This window comes from Streptomyces sp. NPDC021115 (assembly GCF_044333065.1).
GTDB lineage: Bacteria > Actinomycetota > Actinomycetes > Streptomycetales > Streptomycetaceae > Streptomyces.
Genome location: NZ_JBIRQF010000005.1, coordinates 21,516 through 43,474 on the forward strand (window position 1 = coordinate 21,516; position 21,959 = coordinate 43,474).

The window sequence follows — 21,959 nt, forward strand, 5'->3', positions numbered from 1 at the left end:
CGGGTGACGGAGGTCCAGTCGCAGGGTGTCAGCCGTTCAGGGGCGGAAACAGGTGGGAGAAGGCGAGTTCGGCAGCCCCGCGCAGCGCGCACTCCTGGTGATCGTCGGCTCGCTCGATCCTCAGTTCCGCGGTCAGGGCGGGAATCACCTGCGCGTACAGGGCTTCGCGTACGCCGGTGATGAGGTGGTCGCCGGCCAGGGCGAGCCGGCCGCCCACGGCGATGAGTGGTGGCGCGAGGGTGCTGGTCACGTTGCTCAAGGCCTCACCGATGTCGCGGCCGAGTTGGCGCAGCGTGCCGACGCAGACCGGATCTCCCCGCATCGCCATGGTGGCGAGCTGGTCGAACGTCTCGACGTCCCGTCCTTCCTGCCGAACCTCGGTCAGCACCGCGTCGATGGAGGACACGGTGCCGAGGCATCCGGTGTTGCCGCATGGGCATCGGCGATCCGCCGCGCGGCGGACAGGCATGTGGCTGATCTCCCCTGCGAGGCCGCGATGTCCACGGTGCAGTTGACCTGCGACGATCAGTCCTGCCCCAGCCCCTGACGAAACCCGTACGAACACCATGGACTCGGGGCTCCGGCCGAGCGCGGCGTGGTAGCCCAGGGCCATGAGGTTGGCGTCGTTCTCGACCAGCACAGGAGCGGTGAGTCGCTGAGAGAAGAGGTCGGACGCGTGGCCGGACCATGCGGCCAGCACCGTTTCGTTGGCGGCGGCGCTGGGGACGCCCACGACCGCGGTGGCGAGGTCGGCCCGGGTCCGCCCGGTCTGTGGCAGGAGCTTGGTCAGGAAGCCGTCCGCGGCTTCGACGGCGTCGTGAATGCCGCCGTGTCGCAGGTCGTAGTCCATCGAGGCCGTTGCCAAGGGGCGGCCCTGCAGGGTCGTCAGGGCTCCCGCCAGCGAACGCCAGCCGAAGCTGGCGGTGAAGACGAGCGCGGCGTCCTCCCGGAAGCGGTAGACCGCTGAGGGGCGTCCGCGTGTGCCGCGCGTGTCTCCCCGCGCGCTGACCCACCCCTGCTCGACGAGGCTGTCCAGTCGGCTGCCGACCGTGTTGCGGGACAGTCCCGTCGCCTCGGTCAGAGCGGTCCGCGAATGCGCACCGCGAGCGAGTGCGCGGATCAGGGGCGCGTTCTCGGGATGAGGGAGGGGCGGCTTCATGCGGCCAAGCAGACCACACCCCCGCAATTAAATCAATTTTGAAATAAATGAAGTCACCGTTGACGTAAGTTTTTCGCGCGCTTAACAATCACTTCAACGGTAGAGCGGGGCCCTCCTCACCGGATCGGGCATCCGCGCCCGCTCGCCGGCCTGCCAATGGCCTGCCCCTCCTCATCCCCCTGTCGCAGCCCCTCGACGATGAGTGGTGAATCGTGTCAACAAGAACCAGGGACCTCCATGACCAGGCTTCAGCGGAGCCACATGCCACGGCGGCCACCCCTCGCAGGGTGGTATTCGGCCTGGCGCTGGCCCAGTTCGGTCTGTTCATCGGGCTTCTCGCTCCGGTCACCGTCAGTCTGGCCCTCAAGACCCAGACCCTGGTCCCCGGCGACCGTGCCACTGAGGTCAACGGCAGTGTCCTGTCCGTGGCGGCGCTGCTGGCGGTCGTCGCCAATCCGCTCTTCGGCCGGCTGTCCGACCTCACGCTTTCGCGGTTCGGCCGTCGACGCCCGTGGATGCTGGGCGGAGCGGTGGTATTCCTCGCGTCCCTGATCGTCGTGGGTCTCGCACCCAATGTCACGACCCTCCTGCTGGGCTGGTGCGCGGCACAGCTCTCGGGCAACGCGATCCTCGCCCCCCTGCTCGCCACCATCGCCGATCAGGTGGCGCCCGCTCAGCGCGGAACGGTCTCGGCCAACGTGGGCGTGATGCAGAACGTCGCCAATCTGGCCTCGGCGTACGTCGCCGGCTGGTTCGTGGACGACATGCTGATGCTCTTCGCGTTGCCCGCGCTCTTCGCCGTGGCGACCATTGCCTGCTACTGCTTCCTCCTGCCGGACCGGCCGCTTTCCAACCGCCCCGACCTGGGGGGATGGCAGGTGTTCCTGCGGACCTTCTGGGTCAGCCCCCGTAAGCACCCGGACTTCGCATGGGTGTGGGTCTCCAGGTTCCTCGTCATCCTGGCCCAGTTCCTCTTCATCACCTTCCGGCTGTTCTTCCTCGAGCACTCCATCGGGCTGTCGACCCGCGAAGCGGTGCAGACTCTGAGCACGGGCATCCTCATCTACACCATCGCCCTGGTTCTCTTCGCCAAGCTGGCAGGCCTCCTGTCCGACCGCATGCGGCGGCGCAAGCCGTTCGTCATCGCATCCACCCTGCTGTTCGCCCTGGGCATGATCGTCCTGGCCCACTCGGGCACCGTCACGGCGTTCTTCGTCGCCGAAGCGGTCCTCGGGGCCGGCTACGGTGCTTACGTCGCCGTCGACACCGCACTCGTCATCGATGTCCTGCCCAATCCTGATGACAGCGCGAAGGACTTGGGCGTGTTGAACATCGCCAACGCCCTTCCCCAGTCGTTGGCCGGAGGAGTCGGCGCACTCCTCCTCTCACTGGGCAGTGGCGGCTCCCACTACACCGCTCTCTATTGGGGGGCAGGCATCTTCGGCGTCCTCGGAGCGCTCGCCATCGTTCCCATCCGCTCCGTCAAGTAACAGTCGCGGCTCACCATCCGACAGGACCGTCGCAGTGAAAATCGGCCCCCGCGTGAAACACACCACGCCCGCACCACAGTCGCCGGACGGTGGCACCCGTTCGATTGGGTTCCATACCTCCGGCCCGGCGCCGCGGCCACCAAACCCACCCCGCCCGGCCGCGGCGCCCCCTCCGATCCCGTGCGGGTAGCCGAGTCGCACCGTCTGAACCTCAACTCCCATAGGGCAAGCACTAGTTCACCCACTTGAGAGGACCACCCGTGTCAGCACCACACCTGTCAGTGCAGCTCTACTCCGCCCGCCAGGCGCTGGAGAACGATCAGGACGGCGCCCTCGCCCAGCTGGCCTCCCTGGGGCTGCGCAACGTCGAGGTGTTCAACTTCGTCCACCGGGCACAGGAACTGTCGGAGGCACTCAGCAGCCACGGGCTGTCCGCGCGCACCGGACACGCCAACTTCCTGTCGCCCGAACTGGCCCAGGCACACGGCGCTACCGTCCACACGCTGGACGAGACGTTCGCCGCGGCCAAGCAGCTGGGCGTCGACATCGTGATCGACCCCTTCGTTCCCGCCGCCCGCTGGGCTGACGAGAAGGAGATCGCTCGGACGGCGGCCCTGCTGAACGACGCGGCCGACGTCGCGGCGGGCCACGGTCTTCGCGTGGGCTATCACAACCACTCGCAGGAGTTCGTCCACACCATCAACGGAACGAACGCCTTCGACCTCTTCGTCAGCCGGCTGAACCCGGACGTCTGCCTTGAGATCGACCTCTACTGGGCCGCGGCAGGTGGCAGGGACGTCGTAGCCCTGTTGCGGCGCCTCGGCTCGCGTGTGCAGGCCCTGCACGTCAAGGACGGCGCCATCATCGACGACCCGTTCTCCTCCGGTGTCCCGTTCGACCCGGCCCAGACGGGCCAGGTCGCGCCGGGGCAGGGCGAAGTGCCACTGGACGCGGCGCTCGCCGCGGCACCCCACGCCGAGTTCGCCATCATCGAGTTCGACCACTACGGCGGCGACATCTTCGAGGGCATCGGTGCGGCCGTCGGGTACCTGAACGGGAAGGGCATCCGTTGATGGGCACCAGGGGACCGGTCGGCGTCGGGTTCATCGGGGCCGGCATGATCAGTAAGCAGTACCTCGACAACCTCACCAAGTTCCCCGACGTCAACGTCGTCATCCTTGGCGACCTCGACACCGGCCGGGCCGCGAGGCAGGCGCAGAAGTACGGGATAGCGGAGTCGGGATCCACCGCGGATGTGCTCGCCCACCCCGATGTCGAGATCGTGGTGAACCTGACGATCCCCGCCGTCCACGCGGAGGTCAGCTCGGCCGCGGTCGCCGAGGGCAAGCACGTGTGGTCCGAGAAGCCGATCGCCATCGACCGGGTCAGCGCCCGGTCTCTGCTGGACCAGGCGGCCGCGGCCGGGATGCGGGTCGGTGTCGCTCCGGATACGGTGCTCGGCCCGGGCGTTCAGACGGCCCGCCGGGCGATCGCCCGTGGCGACATCGGCGTACCGCTGTCGGCGCAGACCGTCATGCAGTACGCCGGGCCGGACATCTTCCATCCCGACCCGGAGTTCCTGTTCGCCCAGGGTGCCGGCCCGCTGTACGACATGGGGCCCTACTACGTCACCGCTCTGATCAACCTGTTCGGCCCGGTCGCCCGTGTCTCCGCCGTGGGCTCGACCGGCCGGGCTACCCGCACCATCAAGAGGGGCGACCGGTCCGGCACCGAGTTCCCGGTCAGCGTCCCGACCCACGTCGCGGCGATCGCGCAGTTCGACAGTGGCGCGGTGAGCCAGAGCGTGTTCAGCTTCGACTCGCCTCTCACCCGCACCGGCGTCGTCGAGATCACCGGAACCGAGGGCACCCTCGTGGTGCCCGACCCCAACATGTTCGCCGGCGACGTCAAGATCACTCGGGCGCAGCCCTTCGACGCCCACGGCAGCGAACCCGAGTGGGAAATCGTCAAGCCGGTCGGCATCGAAGCGGGCCGGGGACTCGGCGTCCTCGATATGGCCCGGGCCATCCGCGGCGGGCAGCCCCACATCGCGACCGGCGACCTGGGCTTCCACGTGCTGGACACCCTCGTCTGCATCGACGAGTCGGTCACCTCCGGCGAGACGGTCCACGTCGACAGCGGCACCGACGAGATCCCTCTCGTGCCCGAGGACCGAGACCCCTACGGAGCAACCCTGTGACCAGGCCCCCTCACGCCGGATTCAACGGAGGAAGCAGGCAGCGCACGACCTCGAAGCAGAGTGCGCCGAGCCGGACGCACACGCCCTGGCGGCAGCCTCCGCCCGGAATGGCGGCAGCGACGCGAGCAAGGACCGAACCATGACCTCCACACACCCCGTCACCCTGTTCACCGGACAGTGGGCCGACCTCCCGTTCGCGGAAGTGGCCCGGCTCGCCGCGCAGTGGGGTTATGACGGCCTGGAGATCGCCGCCTCCGGGGACCACCTGGACCTGCGGCGTGCCGATGAGGACGATGCGTACGTCGCCTCCCGTCTGGAGATCCTCGAACGCCACGGGCTGAAGGTCTACGCCATCTCGAACCACTTGGCGGGACAGGCGGTTTGTGACGCGCCCATCGACTTCCGCCACGAGGCGATCCTCAGGCCGTATGTATGGGGAGACGGCGACGCGGAAGGAGTACGTCAGCGCGCGGCGGAGGACATGAAACGGGCGGCCCGGGTGGCCCGCAAGCTCGGGGTCGACACCGTCGTCGGTTTCACCGGGTCGTCCATCTGGCCCTACGTCGCGATGTTCCCGCCCGTTCCGGCTTCCGTCATCGACGCCGGCTACGAGGACTTCGCCCGTCGGTGGAACCCGATCCTGGATGTGTTCGACGCCGAGGGCGTGCGGTTCGCGCATGAAGTGCACCCCGGTGAGATCGCCTACGACTACTGGACCAGCGTGCGCACGCTCGAAGCCGTGAACCACAGGGCGGCCTTCGGGTTCAACTGGGACCCCAGCCACATGATGTGGCAGAACATCGATCCGGTCGGCTTCATCACCGACTTCAAGGACCGCATCTACCACGTCGACTGCAAGGACACCCGCCTGCGTCCGCGCAACGGCCGGGCCGGCATCCTCGGCTCCCACCAGGGATGGGGAGACCCGCGCCGCGGCTGGGACTTCGTCTCCACCGGGCACGGCGATGTCCCCTGGGAGGACTCCTTCCGGGCCTTGGAAGCCATCGGGTACAGCGGTCCCATCTCCATCGAGTGGGAGGACGCGGGCATGGACCGGCTGCACGGCGCCGCGGAGGCGGTCACCTTCGTACGCTCCCTGCTGTGGCCACAACCTGCGGCATCCTTCGACGCCGCCTTCTCGAACCAGTAGAAGGGGCTGTCGTCCGGCAGGAACCTCGGCGGGCCGGCGGTACGGCGACGGGGCCGTGCCCGGACAGGGCACGGCCCCACAGGTCAGGGACGGGAGTCCAGGGCGCGGGCGAGCGAGTCGAGGGACGCCAGGGCGTCGGGGCCGGTGGGAGTGAGGACGACGCTGGTCGCGCCCGCCGCGTGGCGGGCATTGATCGCTTCGCGTGCCTGTTCGGGGTTGCCGGCGATGCTCAGTTGACGCACCCACGCGGCGGGCATCGTCCGGGCGAATTGCCGGGCGTCCGCGCAGGCGGCGCGGTGTTCGCGGAACTGCGCGGCGAACGGCAGGGGATCGATGTGCGCGGCCCAGTCCGGCTCGCCGATGGCGCTCAGGCCGTCGCGGACGCGGGCGAGAGCGGCGTCCTCGTCGTCATCGACGGCGGCGGCGTCGTAGGTGACGACTTCGGGGGCGCTCGTGTCCGAGGGAGTGCCCAGGTGCCGTAGCGAGGAGGCGATGTAGGCGGGGGCCGCGGGTTCGGCCAGGAGGAGCCCGTCGGCCACCTCGCCCGCGGCTGCCTGCGATTTGGGGCCGCGTACACCGAGGACGACCGGCGGAGCGACGTCGGGGGTCTCGGTGATGACGACGCCTTCGCAGCGCACATAGCGGCCGTTCGCCGGGCCGGGCTCGCCGCGCATGAGCTGGCGCAGCGCGGTCGTGTACTCCTTGAGCAGCGTCAGGGGGCTGGCGGGCCAGGCTCCTACCTGGCGCATCCAGTCGGGCATGCCGTGGCCGATGCCGGTGATCAGGCGACCGGGGTAGAGCTGGGCGAGGGTGGCGAGTTCCATGGCGGCGAAGCACACGTTGCGGGCGCCGGCGGGCATGATGCCGAGACCGACGGTGATGCCGGTGGTGCTGGCGAGGACGGGGCCGGCTTGGGCGAGTGCGCCCCGCCAGCCGAGGTCTTCCACCACCCACACCTGGTCGAACCCCAGCTCCTCGGCTCGCCGGGCGTAGGGCAGCACGTCCCGTACGGGCAGATCGCGGGGAAGCATGACACCGACACGGCCGCGGGCGGAGGTGGCGTCTGTCTCGGGCATCAAGGGCTCCTTCTGGCGGCGGTTGGCTCTTCCCCGCCAGTCTGGCGGCCGGACGAGGTCGAGAGGAGGGGGCTGTGCGGCACGGCGTCAGGGGCCGTGCCGCACAGGCAGTCACCGGCTGCTCTGTGCCATCTCGCGCGGGCGTTCGGATCCGGTGCGCAGGATTCCGGCGGCCGCGGCGGTGATGGCGCACGCACAGCGAAGTCAGCAGCAGGAAGGTGTGGTTCAGTGCCACGGGATGGGTCAGCCAGCCGATGACGGCGGGACCGGAGAGCATGCCGAGGTAGCCGAGCCCGGCGACGCGGGAGACGTTGGCGCCGGCGGCGGAGGCGTCGACGCGACCGGCCGCGCCGAAGAGCCGGGGGACGCAGCCGGACAGTCCCAGACCGAACAGCGCCCAGCCCGCGAACGCGGCCCATATCCGCGGGGAGACGGCCACGACCGTCATCCCGACGGCGGCCGCGACCGCGCCGTAGCGCAGGACGGCCATCGCCCTGAGCGCCGCCCTGGTCCTGCGAGCCGTGGACGCTCTCAAGACCTTCGACATCCTCTACGCCACCAAAGGCCCCGGCGGCGGCTCCGACTTCGAAGCCGAAACCCTCAACGTCTACGCCTACGGTCTCACCTTCGACTACCAGGAATACGGGCTCGCCGCCGCCCTCGTCGCCCTGTTCACCCTCGTCATCGTGGCCACCGTGGTGCTGCTGCGCCGCGGCGCAGGAAAGAAGGACGCATGACCGCCACCGCCCGACCCGGCCGCAGGGCCCTCATCTGGCTGCGAGGCGCCACCATCGGCGTCGTCATGGGCTGCTTGATCGCGGAGGTCATGTGCGCGTGCGGGATCTCCCGGGCCGTCGCGGCATCTCCGCGGGCGATCGCGTCTTCGGCTCCAAGTGGGGCGATGCCATCCCGATGCGGTCGACGCCGCGATCAGGGAGGCCGAAGCGGCACTCCCGCCGATCGGAGCCATCGTGAACAACGCGGGCATCACGTCCCCGACCCGCCTCGTCGACGTCACCCCCGCGGAGTGGGACCGGGTCTTCGAGGCCGACGTCCGCGGGAGCTTCCTGGTCATGCACCGCGTGGTGTCCGGGATGGCCGAGCGGGGTTTCGGCGGAGTGGTCTGCTCGACGGCCAAGGCCGCTCTCCTGGGCTTCGCCCGGCCGCTCGCCCGCGAAATACTCCGTCGCAAGGCCGCCATGATCGCGGACGTTCCGGTACGCAGCATCGGCGGTGTCGAGGACGTGGCCGCCGTCATCGCCTTCCCGACCCGGCCGGGGCCGGGGATACCTCGCGTCAACGGCGGATCCCACATCCACCGAGGACCGTTCGGTAGATGTCCTGGTCGTCCTCGCTGAACACGGTGAAGATCACGCGGTCGAGTCGGCCCGGGTGGGCGCTCATCCACTCGGCCACGGTGCGGAGCGCGATGCGAGCGGCGGACGCTTTGGGGAAGCCGAAGAGTCCGGTGCTGACGGCGCAGAACGCCAGCGTGCGGATGGTGTCCACCTCGGCGGCGAGGTCCAGGCAGGAGCGGTAGGCCGATGCCAGGGCGTGCTCGTGCGACGGGTGGACGACGCCTTCGACGAAGGGGCCGACCGTGTGGAGGACGTACCGGGCGGGCAGGTGGTAGCCGCGGGTGATTTTGGCTGTGCCCGTGTGTTCAGGTGCGTTCTGCCGACTCATGATGAGGTGGCAGTCGTCGCGCAGCCGGGGCCCGGCGGCGTCGTGGATGGCGTTGTCGATGCAGGGGTGTCGCGGGACGAAGCAGCCCATCAGGGCGCTGTTGGCGGCGTTGACGATCGCGTCCGCGGCGAGGGTGGTGATGTCGCCCTGCCACAGCACGGTGCGGTCGGCCACCGGGTACAGCGTGTCGGGCAACATCGCTTTGATGGTGGGGAGTTGGCGCCCGTCGACGGTGGCGCGGGCGATGCGTTCGCCGCCGAGCAGGGAGTCCAGTTCGGCGGTCGCGCCACCGGGCAGGGGACCCGGTGCGCGCACGGTCAGCAAGGCCCTGAGCACTTGGCGGGCCGTCGCATGGTCGGCGTCGCGCAGGTGTGGGGTGACGTCGGAGCTCAGCAGGCCGAGTGCCGCACGGACGTGGTCCGCGAGGCGGTCGGCCGGGGCCGGGGCGGCGGTCGGCCGGAACGGCTCGTCCAGGGCGACGGCCGCACGGTAGGCGGCCAGCGGCAGCTCGGCCGCGTAGGGGCGAGGGGTGGGCATGGCTACTCCGGCTGTGCTGTGCTGTGCTGGGGTCGGGGTGGCGAGGGCCCGTCAGCGGGCGCATCCGGCGAGGAGCGCTTCCGCTCCCATGGCATGGGACAGGGCCCGGATCCCGAGGTCGGCGGGAACTTCGGGGTGGTGGGGGTTGACCCGGACGAGGCGGGCCCGCGGGGTGTGGCGTACCACGTTCTCCATGGGGCGGCGGATCACGCCGGGAGTGTTGAAACCGGCGCCGATTTCAAGGACGAGCAGGGTGCTCTCCGCGGGTGCCTCCTGCAGCCAGCGGGCCAGCCGCCGGCCGGCGGGCAGGTAGGTGTCGTCGACGAACTCGGGGCCCACCCGGATATTGGGAAAGACGTCGGCGCCGCAGTTGGGGCAGTGCGGCAGGGCGGCCGGGTCGGTCACCCGGCCGCTCTCACGGTCGTAAGCCGCGAGGATCGCGTCGAGGAACGGCTTGCTGGACCACGTCTCGCGGGTGCAGGGCACGGTGCACTGGAGGCGTCCGTAGTCGCCCTGGGGTGTGAAGACACGATCCGCCGCGAAGCCGTTGCGGACGAACAGGGCGTCGACGTTGGACGTCATCACCCAGTGGTCGCGGTCGCCGACCAGCTCCCGCAGACTCCGATAGAGGCGGTTCGGGCCCGCGCCGTAGCGGATGTCCTCGATGTGGACGGCCCAGTAGCCCCACATCATGTCCTTCGGCAGGGGCGCGCCCAGCAGGTAGCGCGAACGCAGGCCGAGCCGGTGCAACGCGGGCAACAGATGCTTGAAGCGTTCCTCGTCGCCGTAGTCGAATCCGGCGGCAGCGCTGAGACCCGCGCCGGCCGCGACCAGGACCCGGTCAGCCTCTTCCAGCCACGTACGGCTCGTCTCGTCCGCCTGTGTCGCGCGGACGTGGGTGTTGCTCGTGGTGTTCACGACTCCGGGATTCCTTCCGAAGGGGCCGACGGGGCCGACGGGACCGCGGACGTGCGGCGCAGGCACTCGGCGAGGGCCGTGTTCAACCCGTCGACGAACGCGCGCAGGGCCGGAGCGAAGCCATGGCACCACGTGCAGAGCGCGTCGGAGACGTACGTCAGCCGGACCTGCCGGCCTCTCGTCATCATCACTCCAGTCCTTTCCGTTTTCTGCCCCGAGGCGCCCTGCTTGTGCGGCGACGTCATCAACGTACGAGGAGAGTGGCAGGGGAGCCGGATACACTTCCGACTGATGATGGTCAAAAGCAGACACGGGTCCTCACGGGAGATTCCCGAGATCCCCTTTGCCGCGCCCGCGGGGACACCACCCGCTGGTGTCGAGGTCATGCCTCTCGCGGATCTGCGAAGGCGCGTACCGGAGCACCGCCTGACCCGGCCCCAGCGCCCCCACTTCCACCATCTGCTCACCCTCACGGCAGGCGATCTGTGGCACACCGTGGATTTCACCGGCTATGCCCTCCGGCCCGGTTCCTGGCTGTGGGTTCGCCCCGGGCAGGTGCAGCAGTGGGGCGACCTCACGAAAGCGGAAGGCACGCTGATCCTGTTCCAGCAGGACGTCCTCGATACGGCCACCGCCACGGCCGCCCGCGTCGATGACCCGCACGCACCGGTCGCCAGCAGCCCCATCGCCGACGATGCCGAGGCCCTGAACTTCGCCGTGGAGCACCTGAGGCGCGAGTTCCACGCGCTCGGCCACCTGCCCTTGGAGGTGCACATGGCGGCCCTGCGCCACCTCCTGGCCGTCCTCGTGTTGCGTCTGGCCCATCTCACGGTTCCGGTCGGGAGCCCCACTCCGGACCCGGACGAGACGTACCTGCGATTCCGTGACGCGGTCGAGCAACACTTCGCCCGCACCCGGCGCGTGGAGGACTACGCCCGCCTGCTCGGGTATTCCGCGCGCACTCTCGCCCGGGCCACGCTGACCACGGCCGGGCTCAGCGCCAAGGAGTTCCTCGACCGCCGAGTCGTCCTGGAGGCCAAGCGCATGCTGGCGCACAGCGACCAGGCCGCGGCCCAGATCTCGGAGCAGCTCGGCTTCGCCAACCCGTCCCAGTTCAGCAAGTACTTCATGCACCGGGTCGGCCAGTCCCCGACCGACTTTCGCCACGCGGTCCGCGGGCGTTCACCGGCGGGCGATCAGAACGGGTAGCGGGTCTGCCGGGTCGCGATGGTCACCCAGCGGGTGTGGGAGAACGCCTCGATGCCCCACCGTCCGCCGAACCGGCCGTACCCGGAGGCCTTGACGCCACCGAAGGGCGCGTGCGGCTCGTCGGCCACCGACTGTGCGTCGATGTGCACGATGCCGGTGTGGACGCGGGGGAGACGGTCAGGCCGTGGGTGGCATTTTCGGTGATGACGCCGCAAGTCAGCCCGTTTTCGGAGTCGTTGGCAAGCGCCACCACGCTCTTGTCGTCGGCGCGCGGCTTCACCGCTGGTCCGGCCAGCCGCTCTTGATCTGTACGCCGGTCGGGTTGAAGTTGGCGACGAGTTCCACCAGGGTGCCGTTCTCGACCTTGAAGATCTCCGGTACGGCGAACGACTTGCCTTCGACGCCCGGGGCGGAGGGGTTGACGGTGTGGAACATCCCGATGCCGACGACGATGCCGCGGTCCGGGTCCGTGACGTAGTAGCGACGGTTGTCCACCTTCCAGCGCCAGTCGGGGTCGGAGAACCCGCCCACGCAGCTGCCCGCCAGCTGATCGGGTCCGTTGGTGGTGAACGAGCCCATTTCGCGGCGCTGGCAGGAGGGGCTGAACGGGGTCTTCCAGCCCCGGTCGGAAGCGGTGCTGCCCAGGCTGTCCCAGTACTGGTCGGCGACCTTGATGAGTTCACGAGGGCTGGACCGCTCCGCGCGGGGCACGGGGGCGTCGAGGAGGGGGTCGAGCGCCTGCGCGTTCTTGATCTCAGAGCCGAAACCGGTGTCGGGCGCCTGGTATTCGATCTCCTCGACTTCGGAGATCTTCCCGCCCCGGAAGCTGAGCCGGAGTTCGTACCACCACCAGGTGTGCGACGCCTTGTCGGCCGCCGTGCCGAAGAACACCGTCGACCCGGTGCTGGGGTCGGCGAAGGTCTCCCGCTGCTGGAAGCGGGTGGCCTTGCCCCACAGGGCGCCCTTGCCGACGGCCACGGTGTTGCCGAGGTCGGTGGCCCGGGCGTTCTTCGCGAGCGGCACCTTGGAGGGGTCGTTCGCCAGCAGGGCCTCAAGGTAGCGGCTGGTCCCCAGCAGCAGTTCCTTCTTGGTGGCGGTGTTGTGGTGCTGCGCGGGCGGGGTGTCCGGTTGTGCCGTGGCGACCGTGGTGGCTCCGATGACGGCGAGCGTGGCCGTGGCCGCTCCCAGCATGGCCATGGTTCGACGGCTTCCTACGGGCACGGGGATGCTCCTCTCCGCCCGGCGCACGGTGCGGCACGGAGGGCGGCGCGTCGGGGCGGTTGATGTGGTTGCGTTGGCGTAGTGCTCAGACGGTCATGCGCAGCACCGGCTTGAGCACCTTTCCGGCTGCTGCGCCCTCGGTGACACCGCGGATGGCGCGGCCGTTGAGCAGGAAATCGACGTCCGTCGGTACCGACTGGCGGTGCCCCGACCACGGACAGTGAAGAAGCGCCCGCCGAGCCTGGTGCCGTCGGCCGCGCGGATGGGGCTGCTGCCGTCGGGCCGGGTGCCGCCGAAGTCGCGGGGTGGGGCGGTACGGGGTCAGTCCTGAGTGGCGCGGATGGCGTCGATGAGGGGCGTGGCGGGGTGGCCGGTGAGGCGGGGCACGGCGTCGCTGACACCATCGAGTTGGCCTGCCGCGACGGCCGTATAGGTGGACACCCAGGCGTCGAGCTGCCACCGCGGCACCCCGTAGGGGGCGCGGGAGGCGTACGCCTCCTCGACGGTCTCGTGCCGGTAGGTGATGGTGCGGCCGAGCGCCTCGGACAGGACGGCCGCTGCCTCGTCCAGCGTGAGGGACTCGGGCCCGGTGAGGTCGTAGGCCATGCCGACGTGGTCGGCCGGCCCGGAGAGGATCGTGGCGGCGGCGTCGGCGATGTCGTCCTGGGCGACGAACGCGGTCCGCCCCTGCCCGCCCGGACCGCGGATGACGCCGTCCTCGCCGACCAGATCGGGGACCAGCTCCGCGTAGAAGTTGTCACGGAGGAAGGTGTGCGCCAGGCCGCTGGCCCGGATGTGCTCCTCGGTGTGGAAGTGGTCTCGTGCCAGGGTGAAAGCGGCATCGGGTGCGGCGCCGAAGAAGGACACGTACACCAGGTGCGCGACGCCCGCCTCCACGGCAGCGTCCACGAACGCCCTGTGCTGGGCGAGCCGGTCGGCGCTTTCGGAGGCGGACACCATGAACACGGTCTCCGTGCCGCTCAGGGCGCGGACGACGGCGTCGTGGTCGCCATAGCTGCCGCGGACCGCGGTCGCTCCAGGCAGTTCGGGCGCCCGCTCGGGGCTGCGCACCAGCAGCCGCTGCGCCGAGCCCTGCTCGGCCAGGCGGCGGGCGACGCGCCCGCCGAGGCGTCCCGTGGCTCCGGTGACCACCATGGTCGATTCAGGCAATTCGGTCATCGTCGGCTTCGCTTTCTGTCCGATCCGGTTTCCGTCGCGGCGGTGGGGGGCTGCATTTCCAACCTAGAAGCGGAGCTGCACGCAACGAGGCTGGATTGCGACTGGGCCTGGTCAGAATCCGACAAGGCATGGCGGTGCTTGCCCGGGTCCCGGCGAGGACGGCTCGACGAAGCTGTTCGGGCCATGTGCCGGTCGCTGTCGTTGATCAGGTCTTCCAGGTCCCTGGCCTGACGGACCAGGTGGTCCAGGTCGTAGAAGATCACTCCGCCGATGACCCCGCTGGCCAGAGAAGCCCGTCGTCCCGGACCACCTTCCGCTTTTTGAAGGCGGAGGGCCCCAGCGCAGCGGCTGCGGGTGTCCTCGGCGTCTTCGTGCTGGCGGTCGACTCCGGCTTCGGGACCGAAGCGGTCGGAAGAGGTCCGCAGGTAGGTGCCGGGGCGCTTCGGGATGTAGGCGGAGAGCTGGCCGGAGAGTTCGAGGGTGACGCGGCCGCGGCGGGCCTGGGGCGGGATCCCGAAGTCGTCCCGCAGGGGCAGGGTTGCGGATACTGGGCCGTATGCGTATCGACTTTGATCCTGAGACCGTCGGCCGTAACCCCTTCTACAAGCTGCTGACCTCGGTCGTCGTGCCCCGGCCGATCGCTTGGGTGTCCACCATCAACCCGGACACGCAGTCCGCGAATCTGGCGCCTGCGAAGTTCTGCGGAAAGCGGTATCGGTGGGCTGGACGTTAGCCCAGGCCAGACCGACGGGCAACCGTCCTCGGGGCGGGGTGGGGCTGCTGCGCACGGCGACGAGCGCCCGGGGGGAATCCGGCCGGCGCCGGATGACCGGGCGCGGATGCGTAGCCAGCGGCAGCGGACTCGGGCTGGCGTCTTCCGTATGGGCGTCGGCCAGGGCCTCGCCGTGGCCCTGGAGCGACGATGTGGAACCCGAAAACTGATGTGGGCGGCGCGGAGGAGACACTCCACGGTCCCGCGCTTCAGTCCTCACGGGGCAGCACGCCGCGTCCCGTCGCGGAGTGGAGGTGGTCGCGGGCCGGCTCCTGGCAGTGTCGGCAGACGACGACCGGTTCGAGAACCTCACCGCAGCTGTGGTGCAGCACCACTGGCGGATGGTCCGCGTTGAGGTGCCTGTCACCCCATCGCATGAGGGTGAGAAGGACGTCACCGAGTTCTGATCCCGCCGGCGTCAGGTGGTATTCGCAGCGCTGCGGGCGCTCGCAGTACCGTTCCCCCTTGATGACGCCCACTGTCTCCAGCTTGCGCAGTCGGGTGGCCAGGATGTCTCGTGACATGCCTGTGTTGCGGATGATTTGGTCGAAGCGGTGCACTCCGTGCATCAACTCGCGCACCACAAGCAGTGACCAGCGTTCTCCCACCATCTCGAGCGCATCGGCGATGGAGCACTCGCGGGGAGCCCTCGACTTGGGCATGCCCACCATTCTAGATGAACAGCCGACGTCTTGGGGCCGGCCGCAACCATGGCGGAGGGGGTATTTATCGGCCTTGGCGTGACTTTTCGCCACGCCGCTGCCGTGTGCCGCCTCCTGTGAGACCGCCAAGCGGTTCGGGCCGGTCGAGTATGCCGGATACGGCCACTTCCGCCGGGCGGATTCTTCTGGGCGAGCGGAACGTGGTGATCGCGTTACTCGAACGCGATCACCATATCCCGGTACCGGTCAGGCGGCTCTGGTCGGCAAGGGCCTCGCCGGTGGAGGGTTTGGGACGTTGCTCACCGTGCCCCGGTGTCCAGCAGAGCGCCGGGTCTCAGATGCGTTCGACGATCAGCGCGTTGGCCATGCCGCCGGCCTCGCACATGGTCTGCAGTCCGTACCGGGCGTCATGGTCCTCCAGGTTGTGCAGGAGCGTGGTCAGGATGCGCGCACCGCTGCCACCCAGCGGATGACCGACGGAGATGCCACCACCGCGCACGTTGAGCCTGTCGATGTCCACATCGGTCTCCCGCTGCCAGGCCAGCACCACTGAGGCGAACGCCTCGTTGACTTCGAACAGGTCAATGTCCGTTGCCGCGAGTCCTGCCTTGGCCAGCACCTTCTCCGTGGCTGGCATGATGGCCGTGAGCATGAAGAGGGGGTCGCCTCCGGCCACAGCGAAGGAATGGAACCGAGCGCGGGGCCGTAGCCCGAGACGCCGGGCGACATCCGCTTCCACGATCAGCACAGCGGCGGCGCCGTCGGTGAGGGGCGAGGAGTTGCCCGCGGAGACCGTCCAGCCGATCTCCGGGAATCGCTCCTCCATCCGCGGATCGTAGTAGGCGGGCTTCAGCCCAGCCAGTGCCTCAGTGGTAGTGCTGGGGCGCACGGTCTCGTCACGCTGTCCGCTCCACGCCACTTCCCGGCCGAAGTGACCACTGTCCCAGGCATTCGTGGCACGCTCGTGGGACAACAAGGCGAAGGCATCCTGCTCGCTGCGGGTGATCTTCCAGCGGGCCGCGATCAGCTCTGCGCTGATGCCCTGGCCGACCAGCCCGTCGGGATAGCGCGCAGCTACCGCCGGCCCCCACGGATCGGTGCCGGGCAGCACGTTCGAGCCCATCATTACGCGGGACATCGACTCCACACCGCAAGCGATGGCGATGTCGTACGCTCCGCTCATCACTCCCTGAGCCGCGATGTGGGCGGCCTGCTGGGAGGAGCCGCACTGCCGGTCCACGGTCATCGCAGGCACACTTTCGGGGAATCCGGCGGCCAGCACGGCGTTGCGCGTGGTGTTGAGCGATTGGTCACCTACCTGGGTCACGCATCCGCCGATGACATCGTCGATCAGCCCCGGATCAATCCCGGCACGATCCACCAGGGTTTGCAGCGTCCGGGCGAGCAGGTTCACCGGGTGCTCCCCGCTCAGGGCCCCGCCAGGTTTGCCCTTGCCGGTAGGCGTACGAACCGCTTCGATGATGACCGCGTCACGCACAACGACTCCTATGCGATCGAGATGGGAGGTAACTCGGTAAGGCTGGTGGAACGGGGCCGCTGCCATCGCGGGGGCTATGGGACCGGTACCCCGCGCGCCGGCGGAACGGCCCTCGGCTTCGCGATGTGTGTCAGGGCGTCTGAGGGGCGGCCTTCGGTGCTCGTCCGGCCGCGCCGGTCAGGAGGCCGACGCCCCCGGCGGCAACCGCGACGACGAGGGTCATGAGCCAGCCGTCCTTGAAGGCATCCACGCTCCCGGGCGCGCCGTTCGCGGACGTGCCCATGACAGCCACGAGGAGTGCGATGCCGAGCACTGTGCCAATCTGACGGGCCATGGTCACAACTCCCGAGCCGGTCGAGAACCCATGGGGCGGTAGCGCAGTGATGGCGGCCGTGACGATGGTCGGGAGCGCGAGCCCGACACCGACCCCCGTGAGCAGCATGCCCGGCAGCATGGCCGACGCGTAGTCGGCTGAGGGCGTCATCTGCGCGTACCACCACCAGATGCCGACGGCGAACACCAGGCAGCCGACCGCGGAGACCGGGCCCGCACCCACCTTGCGGATCACTGGGCCGATACTGATGGCCAGGACAGGGGGGAGTAGCGTGCCGGGAAAGAGCGCCAGCCCGGTCCGGAGCGCCGACCAGTGCCAGACGTTCTGGCACCAGAGCACGGCCGACAGGAGCATGGCGGCGAAGGCCACCGCGAAGACAACATTGGCGAAGGACGCCGGGCTGAAAGCGCGCAGCCGGAAGAGCGGAAGCGGAAGGACCGGCGACTGGTGCGTCGCCGAGCGCCTGATGAACCACAGCAGCAGTACGGCCGCGACGCCCAGCGAGCAGAGGAACGCGGCCGAGCCCCAGCCCCACTCGTCGCCCTTCACCAGTCCGAGGGCCACGGCTGCGATGGCGATGGTGAGCACACTGGCACCGAGCAGGTCCGGCCGGGGGACCTGCCGCGGCGGGGACTGCGGCAGGATGCGTCGGCCGATCAGTAGTGTCGCGATCCCGACCGGTACGTTCACCAGGAACACGCAGCGCCAGTCCAACTCGGTGAGCAGGCCGCCGAGGACCGGGCCCAGCGCGCTGGCCACGCCACTGATGGCCGTCCAGGCGCGGACCGAAGCAGCCCGGCGCTCAGGCGGCGCGGTCGCCAGCAGCAGGCCGAGGGACGAGGGGAGGAGAAGCGCGGCGCCGACTGCCTGTAGCACCCGGGCAGCGACCAGGACCCACACTCCGGGCGAGATGGCGCACAGCGCGGACGCCGCGGTGAACGTCGCGATGCCGCCGAGGTAGACACGTCGCGGGCTGGTGCGGTCGGCCAGGTTTCCTCCGGGGACCAATAAGGCGGCGAAGACCACGGCGTATGCGTTGAGTACCCAGGACAGCGAGGTCAGTGAGGCACCGGAGTAGTCGCGGCCCATGTCCGGCAGGGCCACGTTGACGATGAAGACGTCCAGATTGGCCATGGCCACACCAGCGGCGATGACGGCGAAGAGCAGGCCGAATGGTGCCTGCGATGCCTGACGGTCGGGGGTTTCCTGTGTTTGTTCCCCAGAGGCACCCATACCGCTTCCCTCCTTGATTGGGTTTGATTTTCCAACTCACCTCGGGCAGCGAAAGTAGCAGTGGGCGGTTGGTGCTGCAACCATGAGTGAGCGAGGGGGTTTGCTGGTGCAACGGGGGTCGGGGGGTGTGTGTCGCAACCACTGATTGTTGGTCGGGGTAACCGGTTGCCCATTTCCGTGGGCGGTTGCTACTGTTCGGTATTCACTGATCGGGTTGAGTCGTTCCACCACCAACTCGGTGCGGAAGCACTTTCTGTCGTTCGGGCACCGCCCTGAAGGCGTTGCGGAGCGTAGGCGCCGCTTGTACCACCTCGCATGGATGAACCGGTACCACCTAGCAACCGGAGTGAGCGTGAGTCCTGGCAGTGCTCTGGCGGATCCCCTCGACGTGATGGGTCGTCTCCTCTCCTACGAGGGCAAGCAAAATCCGTATCCGCTCTATGAGGAGATGCGCGCCCACGGGCCGGTGGTGGCGGTGGGCGGCACCCATGTATTCGTCACCGGATACGAGGAGTGCGCGCGGGCCCTGCGCACCCCTGACCTGCTTTCCACGGACGCCGTCGTGCAGGACGCGAAGCTGCCGGGATGGCGCGAGCACTCGTCGTGGTTATGGCTGACCAGGAACATGCTGTTCTCCAACGACCCGAACCACGAGAGGTACCGGCGTTTCTTCTCCAGCGCCTTTTCGGCCCGCAGTGTGGCTGCCTTCCGGCCCATGGTGGAACGCAGGGCGCACGACGTGGTGCGGCACGTCCAGGATCTTGGCGCCGACGGCCGAACCGTGGACCTCGTGCCCGAGTTCTCGTTCCGCCTGGCCACCGGAGTGATCGGGGAACTGCTGGGCATACCCGATGAGGACCAGCCGGGCCTGCGCGAGCTGGTCGGTGACATCACCCTCGCGCTCGAGCCCATCGGTGACATGCGCCAGCTGCTACCGGGCGACGCCGCCATGGACCGGTTGGCGGAGTACTTCCACGCCTTGGTCGCCCGCCGCCGTGTTGCCCCCGGAACGGACCTGACCAGCGAGTTCGTTCGAATCCGTGATGCGGGCGAGGAGCTGACGGAGCAGGAGCTCGTGGGTAACCTGATGCTTCTGCTCGTGGCGGCGGCCGAAGCGCCCCAGGACCTGCTCAGCAATATGGTGCGCCTTGCCCTGGAGCACGCAGAGGAGGCCGAGCGGCTGCGTAAGGACCCGGAGGCGGCAGCAGGCTTTGTGGACGAGGCCTTGCGTTTCGACCCGGCGGTGCAGGCGCTCAACCGGGTTGCCGCCCGGGACCTGGACTACTTCGGTGTCCAGGTTGCAGAAGGGACTGCCCTGACCCTGTTGATCGCGGCCGGCAACCGGGATCCCCGCCGGTTCGCCGCCCCTGGCGTGTTCGACCCGCGGCGGCCCGACAACCAGCCCTTGACCTTCAGCGGCGGGGCGCACTACTGCCTGGGCGCCGCACTCGCCCGGATGTCGGCCGAGACCGTCGTGCCGAGGTTGCTGATGGAACTTCCCGGCATGTCTCTGGCCGGCCGACCGACGTTCCGGGACCAGATCGTGCAGCGTGGCCACGACCGGCTCCTCGTCACGACGGTCTGACCGGCGTTCCCCCACGAGGTCGCCCGTGCCCGCGGGCCTGGTGGCGCCTCGCGCACTCTCCGGCGCGGCGCGGCCCTCTCGCATGAGGCCGCGCCACCGTTCCATCCAGCGACAACGAAGCACAGATGAAAGGACGTGACGTGTCGACGAACGCGGTGGCCACTGACACCGAACTGGCGGCGTCCCTCGACGGGGACTTCACGAGCGCCCATGCTGAGGTCAATGGGGTCCGGTTGCACTACGTGAGCGGCGGTGAGGGTGAGCCGCTGATCCTCCTTCCCGGATGGCCTGAGACATGGTGGGAGTACCGAAAGGTGATGCCCGCTTTGGCGGAGCGCTACCGCGTGATAGCCGTCGACATTCGCGGAATGGGGGGTTCAGGAAAGCCGGCATCGGGTTACGACAAGAAGTCGATGGCGGCTGATATCCGGGAACTGGGTCGTCAACTGGGGTATGAACGGGTCAACATAGCGGGCCACGGGATCGGTTCCATGGTGGCATTCAGTCACGCGGCGAATCATCCCTCGGCCACTGGGCGGCTGGCGCTGCTGAACACCACACACATTGATGAGAGCTATTACGGTTTCCGGATCATGCCGCGCCCGGAAGATACGCCTCCGCATCGCTGGTGGCTCGCCTTCAATCTGGTGCCGGAATTCCCGGAGAAGCTGCTGGCGGGCCGGTATCGGCACATGGTGGACTACATGTTCGGCCTCAGCCTCCGGAACGCGGACGCCATCACATCCTTCGATCGCGACGTATACGCCGCCGCCTACTCCGCTCCCGAGGCGATCCGCGCCAGCCAGGCGTGGTTCCAGGCGTACCAGCAGGACATCGAGGACTTCAACGGGTACGGCAAGCTGACCGTGCCGACTCTGGGCCTGGCGTACGGGGGGTTCTTCGAGTACATGCAGAAGGTGCTCCCGGAACAAGCGGAGCAGGCAGAGGTGGTGGAGGTGGCAGACACCAGGAACTACCTGGTCGAGGAGCAGCCGGAAGCCGTCATATCGGCGTTCGTCGATTTCTTCGGCTGACCGGAGCGCCAGGCACCGCCCGAAGCGGCCATGGCGCGGCCGCCGGTGGGCGGATGCCCGGCACCGACCTCGCGAACCAGCTGCCCATCGCAGTGAATGGGCGGGGTATTTTCTTTGTTCGCCGAATTTTCCCCAGGTTGTCGCGGGCTTCAAATATGCCGTTGTGTCATGCGCATGGGGCCGGTAGTATCAATGGTATGCCTCGTATTCCAAGTGCTCGTGATTCGGGCGAACCAGGAATGCTGTTAAGGAAACCGGTGACCGGTTGGGTCACCGCGGACAGTAGGCTCAATGGCTTCGGTGGATTTCACGGCGGGCTTGCTCTGGCATTGCTTGCCTCTGCCGCCCGTGAGCAGGTACCGGGATTGCAGTTGCAGAGCATCACCGGACGGTTCGACAGGGCGATCGGAACAGGTTTCGACGTCAAGGCCTCGCTGATCCGTTCCGGACGGAGCACGGCGGTGGTGTCCGCTCGTGCTGAGAGCGACAAGGGCGTGCACATCGAGGCGTCGGCGGTCTACGGGGTTCCCACGGAGCCCGTGTGGGACGCCGTGGCGCCGACCGCGCCACAGGCGCCGCCGCCTGAGGACTGCGACGTGCTGACGATCCCGCCTGAGTTCGTCCCCGTGGCGGCCAGCATGGAGATCCGCCCGGTTGGTGCGGCGCGCCCGTACGGAGGAGGAACCGAACCGGAGCTGATCGCCTGGGTGCGTCTGCTGGAAGACGACGACCCGCCGGACGTGCTGCGCCTGATCTTCCTCATGGACGCCCTGGCGCCCTCGTACACGGCGACGCTCTCCACTCTCGCGCTGGCGCCCACCATCGAGTTGACCGTTCGGCCCGCCGACGGACTCGTCGGTGCGGCGTCACCGTGGATCCTCGTGCGCGCGAGGACGTCGGCCTCGAGCGTCGGCGGCTGGATCGATGAGCACATGGAGGTCTGGGGGCGTGACGGTGCGCTCCTGGGCACCGGTCACCAACTGCGCATCCTGCGCACCTGATGACCCTGCTGGTCC

General features: G+C 68.9%; 19 protein-coding genes and 4 pseudogenes. 11 read left to right on the forward strand and 12 right to left on the reverse strand.

The genetic code is table 11. The features are described from left to right. Nucleotides 1–28: 28 nt before the first annotated feature. A complete protein-coding gene (locus tag ACH4TL_RS17715; protein ID WP_398314995.1) occupies nt 29–1,159 on the reverse strand; it encodes an ROK family protein in 1,131 nt (376 codons plus the stop codon). A 287-nt stretch (nt 1,160–1,446) separates the two neighbouring features. Between ACH4TL_RS17715 and ACH4TL_RS17720 the strand changes: the two genes are divergently transcribed. The 4 genes from ACH4TL_RS17720 to ACH4TL_RS17735 all read left to right on the forward strand — a co-directional run bounded on the left by ACH4TL_RS17720 (nt 1,447) and on the right by ACH4TL_RS17735 (nt 5,999). Next, nucleotides 1,447–2,649, forward strand: coding sequence for an MFS transporter (locus tag ACH4TL_RS17720; RefSeq protein ID WP_398314997.1), 1,203 nt, complete (start codon nt 1,447–1,449; stop codon nt 2,647–2,649). A 260-nt stretch (nt 2,650–2,909) separates the two neighbouring features. Continuing rightward, nucleotides 2,910–3,722 carry a sugar phosphate isomerase/epimerase family protein gene (locus ACH4TL_RS17725; protein WP_398314999.1) on the forward strand — a complete coding sequence of 271 codons (813 nt, stop codon included), beginning with the start codon at nt 2,910–2,912 and terminating at the stop codon, nt 3,720–3,722. After that, entirely contained in the window at nt 3,722–4,849 is a 1,128-nt protein-coding gene (locus ACH4TL_RS17730) for a Gfo/Idh/MocA family protein (protein WP_398315001.1), read from the forward strand. Before ACH4TL_RS17725 ends, ACH4TL_RS17730 begins: the two co-directional genes overlap by 1 nt. 139 nt (nt 4,850–4,988) lie before the next feature. After that, nucleotides 4,989–5,999 (forward strand): sugar phosphate isomerase/epimerase family protein, encoded by a 1,011-nt coding sequence (locus tag ACH4TL_RS17735; protein WP_398315003.1) that lies wholly within the window; start codon nt 4,989–4,991, stop codon nt 5,997–5,999. 83 nt (nt 6,000–6,082) lie between these two features. Here the strand turns inward: ACH4TL_RS17735 and ACH4TL_RS17740 are convergent, their stop codons facing one another. Then, nucleotides 6,083–7,075, reverse strand: coding sequence for an LLM class flavin-dependent oxidoreductase (locus ACH4TL_RS17740; protein ID WP_398315005.1), 993 nt, complete (start codon nt 7,073–7,075; stop codon nt 6,083–6,085). 111 nt (nt 7,076–7,186) lie between these two features. Beyond that, nucleotides 7,187–7,568 (reverse strand): annotated as a pseudogene (locus ACH4TL_RS17745) (MFS transporter); the annotation flags it as partial. A gap of 1 nt (nt 7,569) precedes the next feature. Here ACH4TL_RS17745 and ACH4TL_RS17750 point away from each other — a divergent pair. Next, nucleotides 7,570–7,812, forward strand: a pseudogene (locus ACH4TL_RS17750) (sugar ABC transporter permease); the annotation flags it as partial. A 156-nt stretch (nt 7,813–7,968) separates the two neighbouring features. Further along, nucleotides 7,969–8,433 (forward strand): SDR family NAD(P)-dependent oxidoreductase, encoded by a 465-nt coding sequence (locus tag ACH4TL_RS17755; protein WP_398315007.1) that lies wholly within the window; start codon nt 7,969–7,971, stop codon nt 8,431–8,433. On the opposite strand, the gene ACH4TL_RS17760 is transcribed toward ACH4TL_RS17755, so the two are convergent. From ACH4TL_RS17760 to ACH4TL_RS17770, 3 genes are read right to left on the reverse strand one after another with little or no spacing between them, the layout of a single operon-like run. Continuing rightward, entirely contained in the window at nt 8,372–9,298 is a 927-nt protein-coding gene (locus tag ACH4TL_RS17760; RefSeq protein WP_398315010.1) for a protein-ADP-ribose hydrolase, read from the reverse strand. The two genes, ACH4TL_RS17755 and ACH4TL_RS17760, sit on opposite strands and share 62 nt — an antisense overlap. Before the next feature lie 51 nt (nt 9,299–9,349). Further along, nucleotides 9,350–10,216: an NAD-dependent protein deacetylase of SIR2 family gene (locus tag ACH4TL_RS17765; RefSeq protein ID WP_398315012.1), complete on the reverse strand. Its 867-nt coding sequence runs from the start codon at nt 10,214–10,216 to the stop codon at nt 9,350–9,352. Then, nucleotides 10,213–10,404: a hypothetical protein gene (locus ACH4TL_RS17770; RefSeq protein WP_398315014.1), complete on the reverse strand. Its 192-nt coding sequence runs from the start codon at nt 10,402–10,404 to the stop codon at nt 10,213–10,215. Before ACH4TL_RS17770 ends, ACH4TL_RS17765 begins: the two co-directional genes overlap by 4 nt. A gap of 103 nt (nt 10,405–10,507) precedes the next feature. Here ACH4TL_RS17770 and ACH4TL_RS17775 point away from each other — a divergent pair, with 103 nt between their 5' ends. Further along, entirely contained in the window at nt 10,508–11,425 is a 918-nt protein-coding gene (locus ACH4TL_RS17775; RefSeq protein WP_398315016.1) for a helix-turn-helix domain-containing protein, read from the forward strand. Here ACH4TL_RS17775 and ACH4TL_RS17780 read toward each other — a convergent pair. The 3 genes and pseudogenes from ACH4TL_RS17780 to ACH4TL_RS17790 form a co-directional block, all read right to left on the reverse strand. After that, nucleotides 11,413–11,693: pseudogene (locus ACH4TL_RS17780) on the reverse strand (aldehyde dehydrogenase family protein); the annotation flags it as partial. The gene ACH4TL_RS17775 and the pseudogene ACH4TL_RS17780 overlap by 13 nt on opposite strands. Nucleotides 11,694–11,701: 8 nt before the next feature. Then, the gene (locus ACH4TL_RS17785; RefSeq protein WP_398315018.1) at nt 11,702–12,622 is read right to left on the reverse strand and encodes a hypothetical protein; all 921 of its coding nucleotides are present in this window, start codon (nt 12,620–12,622) and stop codon (nt 11,702–11,704) included. A 345-nt stretch (nt 12,623–12,967) separates the two neighbouring features. Then, nucleotides 12,968–13,825, reverse strand: coding sequence for an SDR family oxidoreductase (locus ACH4TL_RS17790; protein WP_398315020.1), 858 nt, complete (start codon nt 13,823–13,825; stop codon nt 12,968–12,970). Between the two features lie 556 nt (nt 13,826–14,381). On the opposite strand from ACH4TL_RS17790, the pseudogene ACH4TL_RS17795 reads away from it, so the two are divergent. Beyond that, nucleotides 14,382–14,525, forward strand: a pseudogene (locus ACH4TL_RS17795) (flavin reductase family protein); the annotation flags it as partial. A 281-nt stretch (nt 14,526–14,806) separates the two neighbouring features. Here ACH4TL_RS17795 and ACH4TL_RS17800 read toward each other — a convergent pair. The 3 genes from ACH4TL_RS17800 to ACH4TL_RS17810 all read right to left on the reverse strand — a co-directional run bounded on the left by ACH4TL_RS17800 (nt 14,807) and on the right by ACH4TL_RS17810 (nt 18,324). Then, nucleotides 14,807–15,259, reverse strand: coding sequence for a winged helix-turn-helix transcriptional regulator (locus ACH4TL_RS17800; protein ID WP_398315022.1), 453 nt, complete (start codon nt 15,257–15,259; stop codon nt 14,807–14,809). Nucleotides 15,260–15,593: 334 nt separating this feature from the next. After that, on the reverse strand, nt 15,594–16,757 hold the full coding sequence (locus ACH4TL_RS17805; RefSeq protein WP_398315024.1) for a thiolase family protein: 1,164 nt from the start codon (nt 16,755–16,757) through the stop codon (nt 15,594–15,596). Between the two features lie 130 nt (nt 16,758–16,887). Next, nucleotides 16,888–18,324: a DHA2 family efflux MFS transporter permease subunit gene (locus tag ACH4TL_RS17810; protein ID WP_398315026.1), complete on the reverse strand. Its 1,437-nt coding sequence runs from the start codon at nt 18,322–18,324 to the stop codon at nt 16,888–16,890. Nucleotides 18,325–18,715: 391 nt separating this feature from the next. Between ACH4TL_RS17810 and ACH4TL_RS17815 the strand changes: the two genes are divergently transcribed. The 3 genes from ACH4TL_RS17815 (at nt 18,716) to ACH4TL_RS17825 (ending at nt 21,944) form a co-directional block, all read left to right on the forward strand. Then, on the forward strand, nt 18,716–19,909 hold the full coding sequence (locus tag ACH4TL_RS17815; protein WP_398315028.1) for a cytochrome P450: 1,194 nt from the start codon (nt 18,716–18,718) through the stop codon (nt 19,907–19,909). 140 nt (nt 19,910–20,049) lie between these two features. Further along, nucleotides 20,050–20,943 (forward strand): alpha/beta fold hydrolase, encoded by an 894-nt coding sequence (locus tag ACH4TL_RS17820; protein ID WP_398315030.1) that lies wholly within the window; start codon nt 20,050–20,052, stop codon nt 20,941–20,943. Nucleotides 20,944–21,200: 257 nt separating this feature from the next. After that, entirely contained in the window at nt 21,201–21,944 is a 744-nt protein-coding gene (locus tag ACH4TL_RS17825) for a thioesterase family protein (protein ID WP_398315032.1), read from the forward strand. Nucleotides 21,945–21,959 lie beyond the last annotated feature (15 nt).

Coding starts and splice junctions, on each gene's coding strand:
- ACH4TL_RS17770 (WP_398315014.1), bottom strand. CDS start 10,404: ATGATGACGAGAGGCCGGCAGGTCCGGCTGACGTACGTCTCCGACGCG.
- ACH4TL_RS17760 (WP_398315010.1), bottom strand. CDS start 9,298: ATGCCCACCCCTCGCCCCTACGCGGCCGAGCTGCCGCTGGCCGCCTAC.
- ACH4TL_RS17815 (WP_398315028.1), top strand. CDS start 18,716: ATGGGTCGTCTCCTCTCCTACGAGGGCAAGCAAAATCCGTATCCGCTC.
- ACH4TL_RS17800 (WP_398315022.1), bottom strand. CDS start 15,259: ATGCCCAAGTCGAGGGCTCCCCGCGAGTGCTCCATCGCCGATGCGCTC.
- ACH4TL_RS17740 (WP_398315005.1), bottom strand. CDS start 7,075: ATGCCCGAGACAGACGCCACCTCCGCCCGCGGCCGTGTCGGTGTCATG.
- ACH4TL_RS17785 (WP_398315018.1), bottom strand. CDS start 12,622: ATGGCCATGCTGGGAGCGGCCACGGCCACGCTCGCCGTCATCGGAGCC.
- ACH4TL_RS17735 (WP_398315003.1), top strand. CDS start 4,989: ATGACCTCCACACACCCCGTCACCCTGTTCACCGGACAGTGGGCCGAC.
- ACH4TL_RS17810 (WP_398315026.1), bottom strand. CDS start 18,324: ATGGGTGCCTCTGGGGAACAAACACAGGAAACCCCCGACCGTCAGGCA.
- ACH4TL_RS17730 (WP_398315001.1), top strand. CDS start 3,722: ATGGGCACCAGGGGACCGGTCGGCGTCGGGTTCATCGGGGCCGGCATG.
- ACH4TL_RS17790 (WP_398315020.1), bottom strand. CDS start 13,825: ATGACCGAATTGCCTGAATCGACCATGGTGGTCACCGGAGCCACGGGA.
- ACH4TL_RS17715 (WP_398314995.1), bottom strand. CDS start 1,159: ATGAAGCCGCCCCTCCCTCATCCCGAGAACGCGCCCCTGATCCGCGCA.
- ACH4TL_RS17775 (WP_398315016.1), top strand. CDS start 10,508: ATGATGGTCAAAAGCAGACACGGGTCCTCACGGGAGATTCCCGAGATC.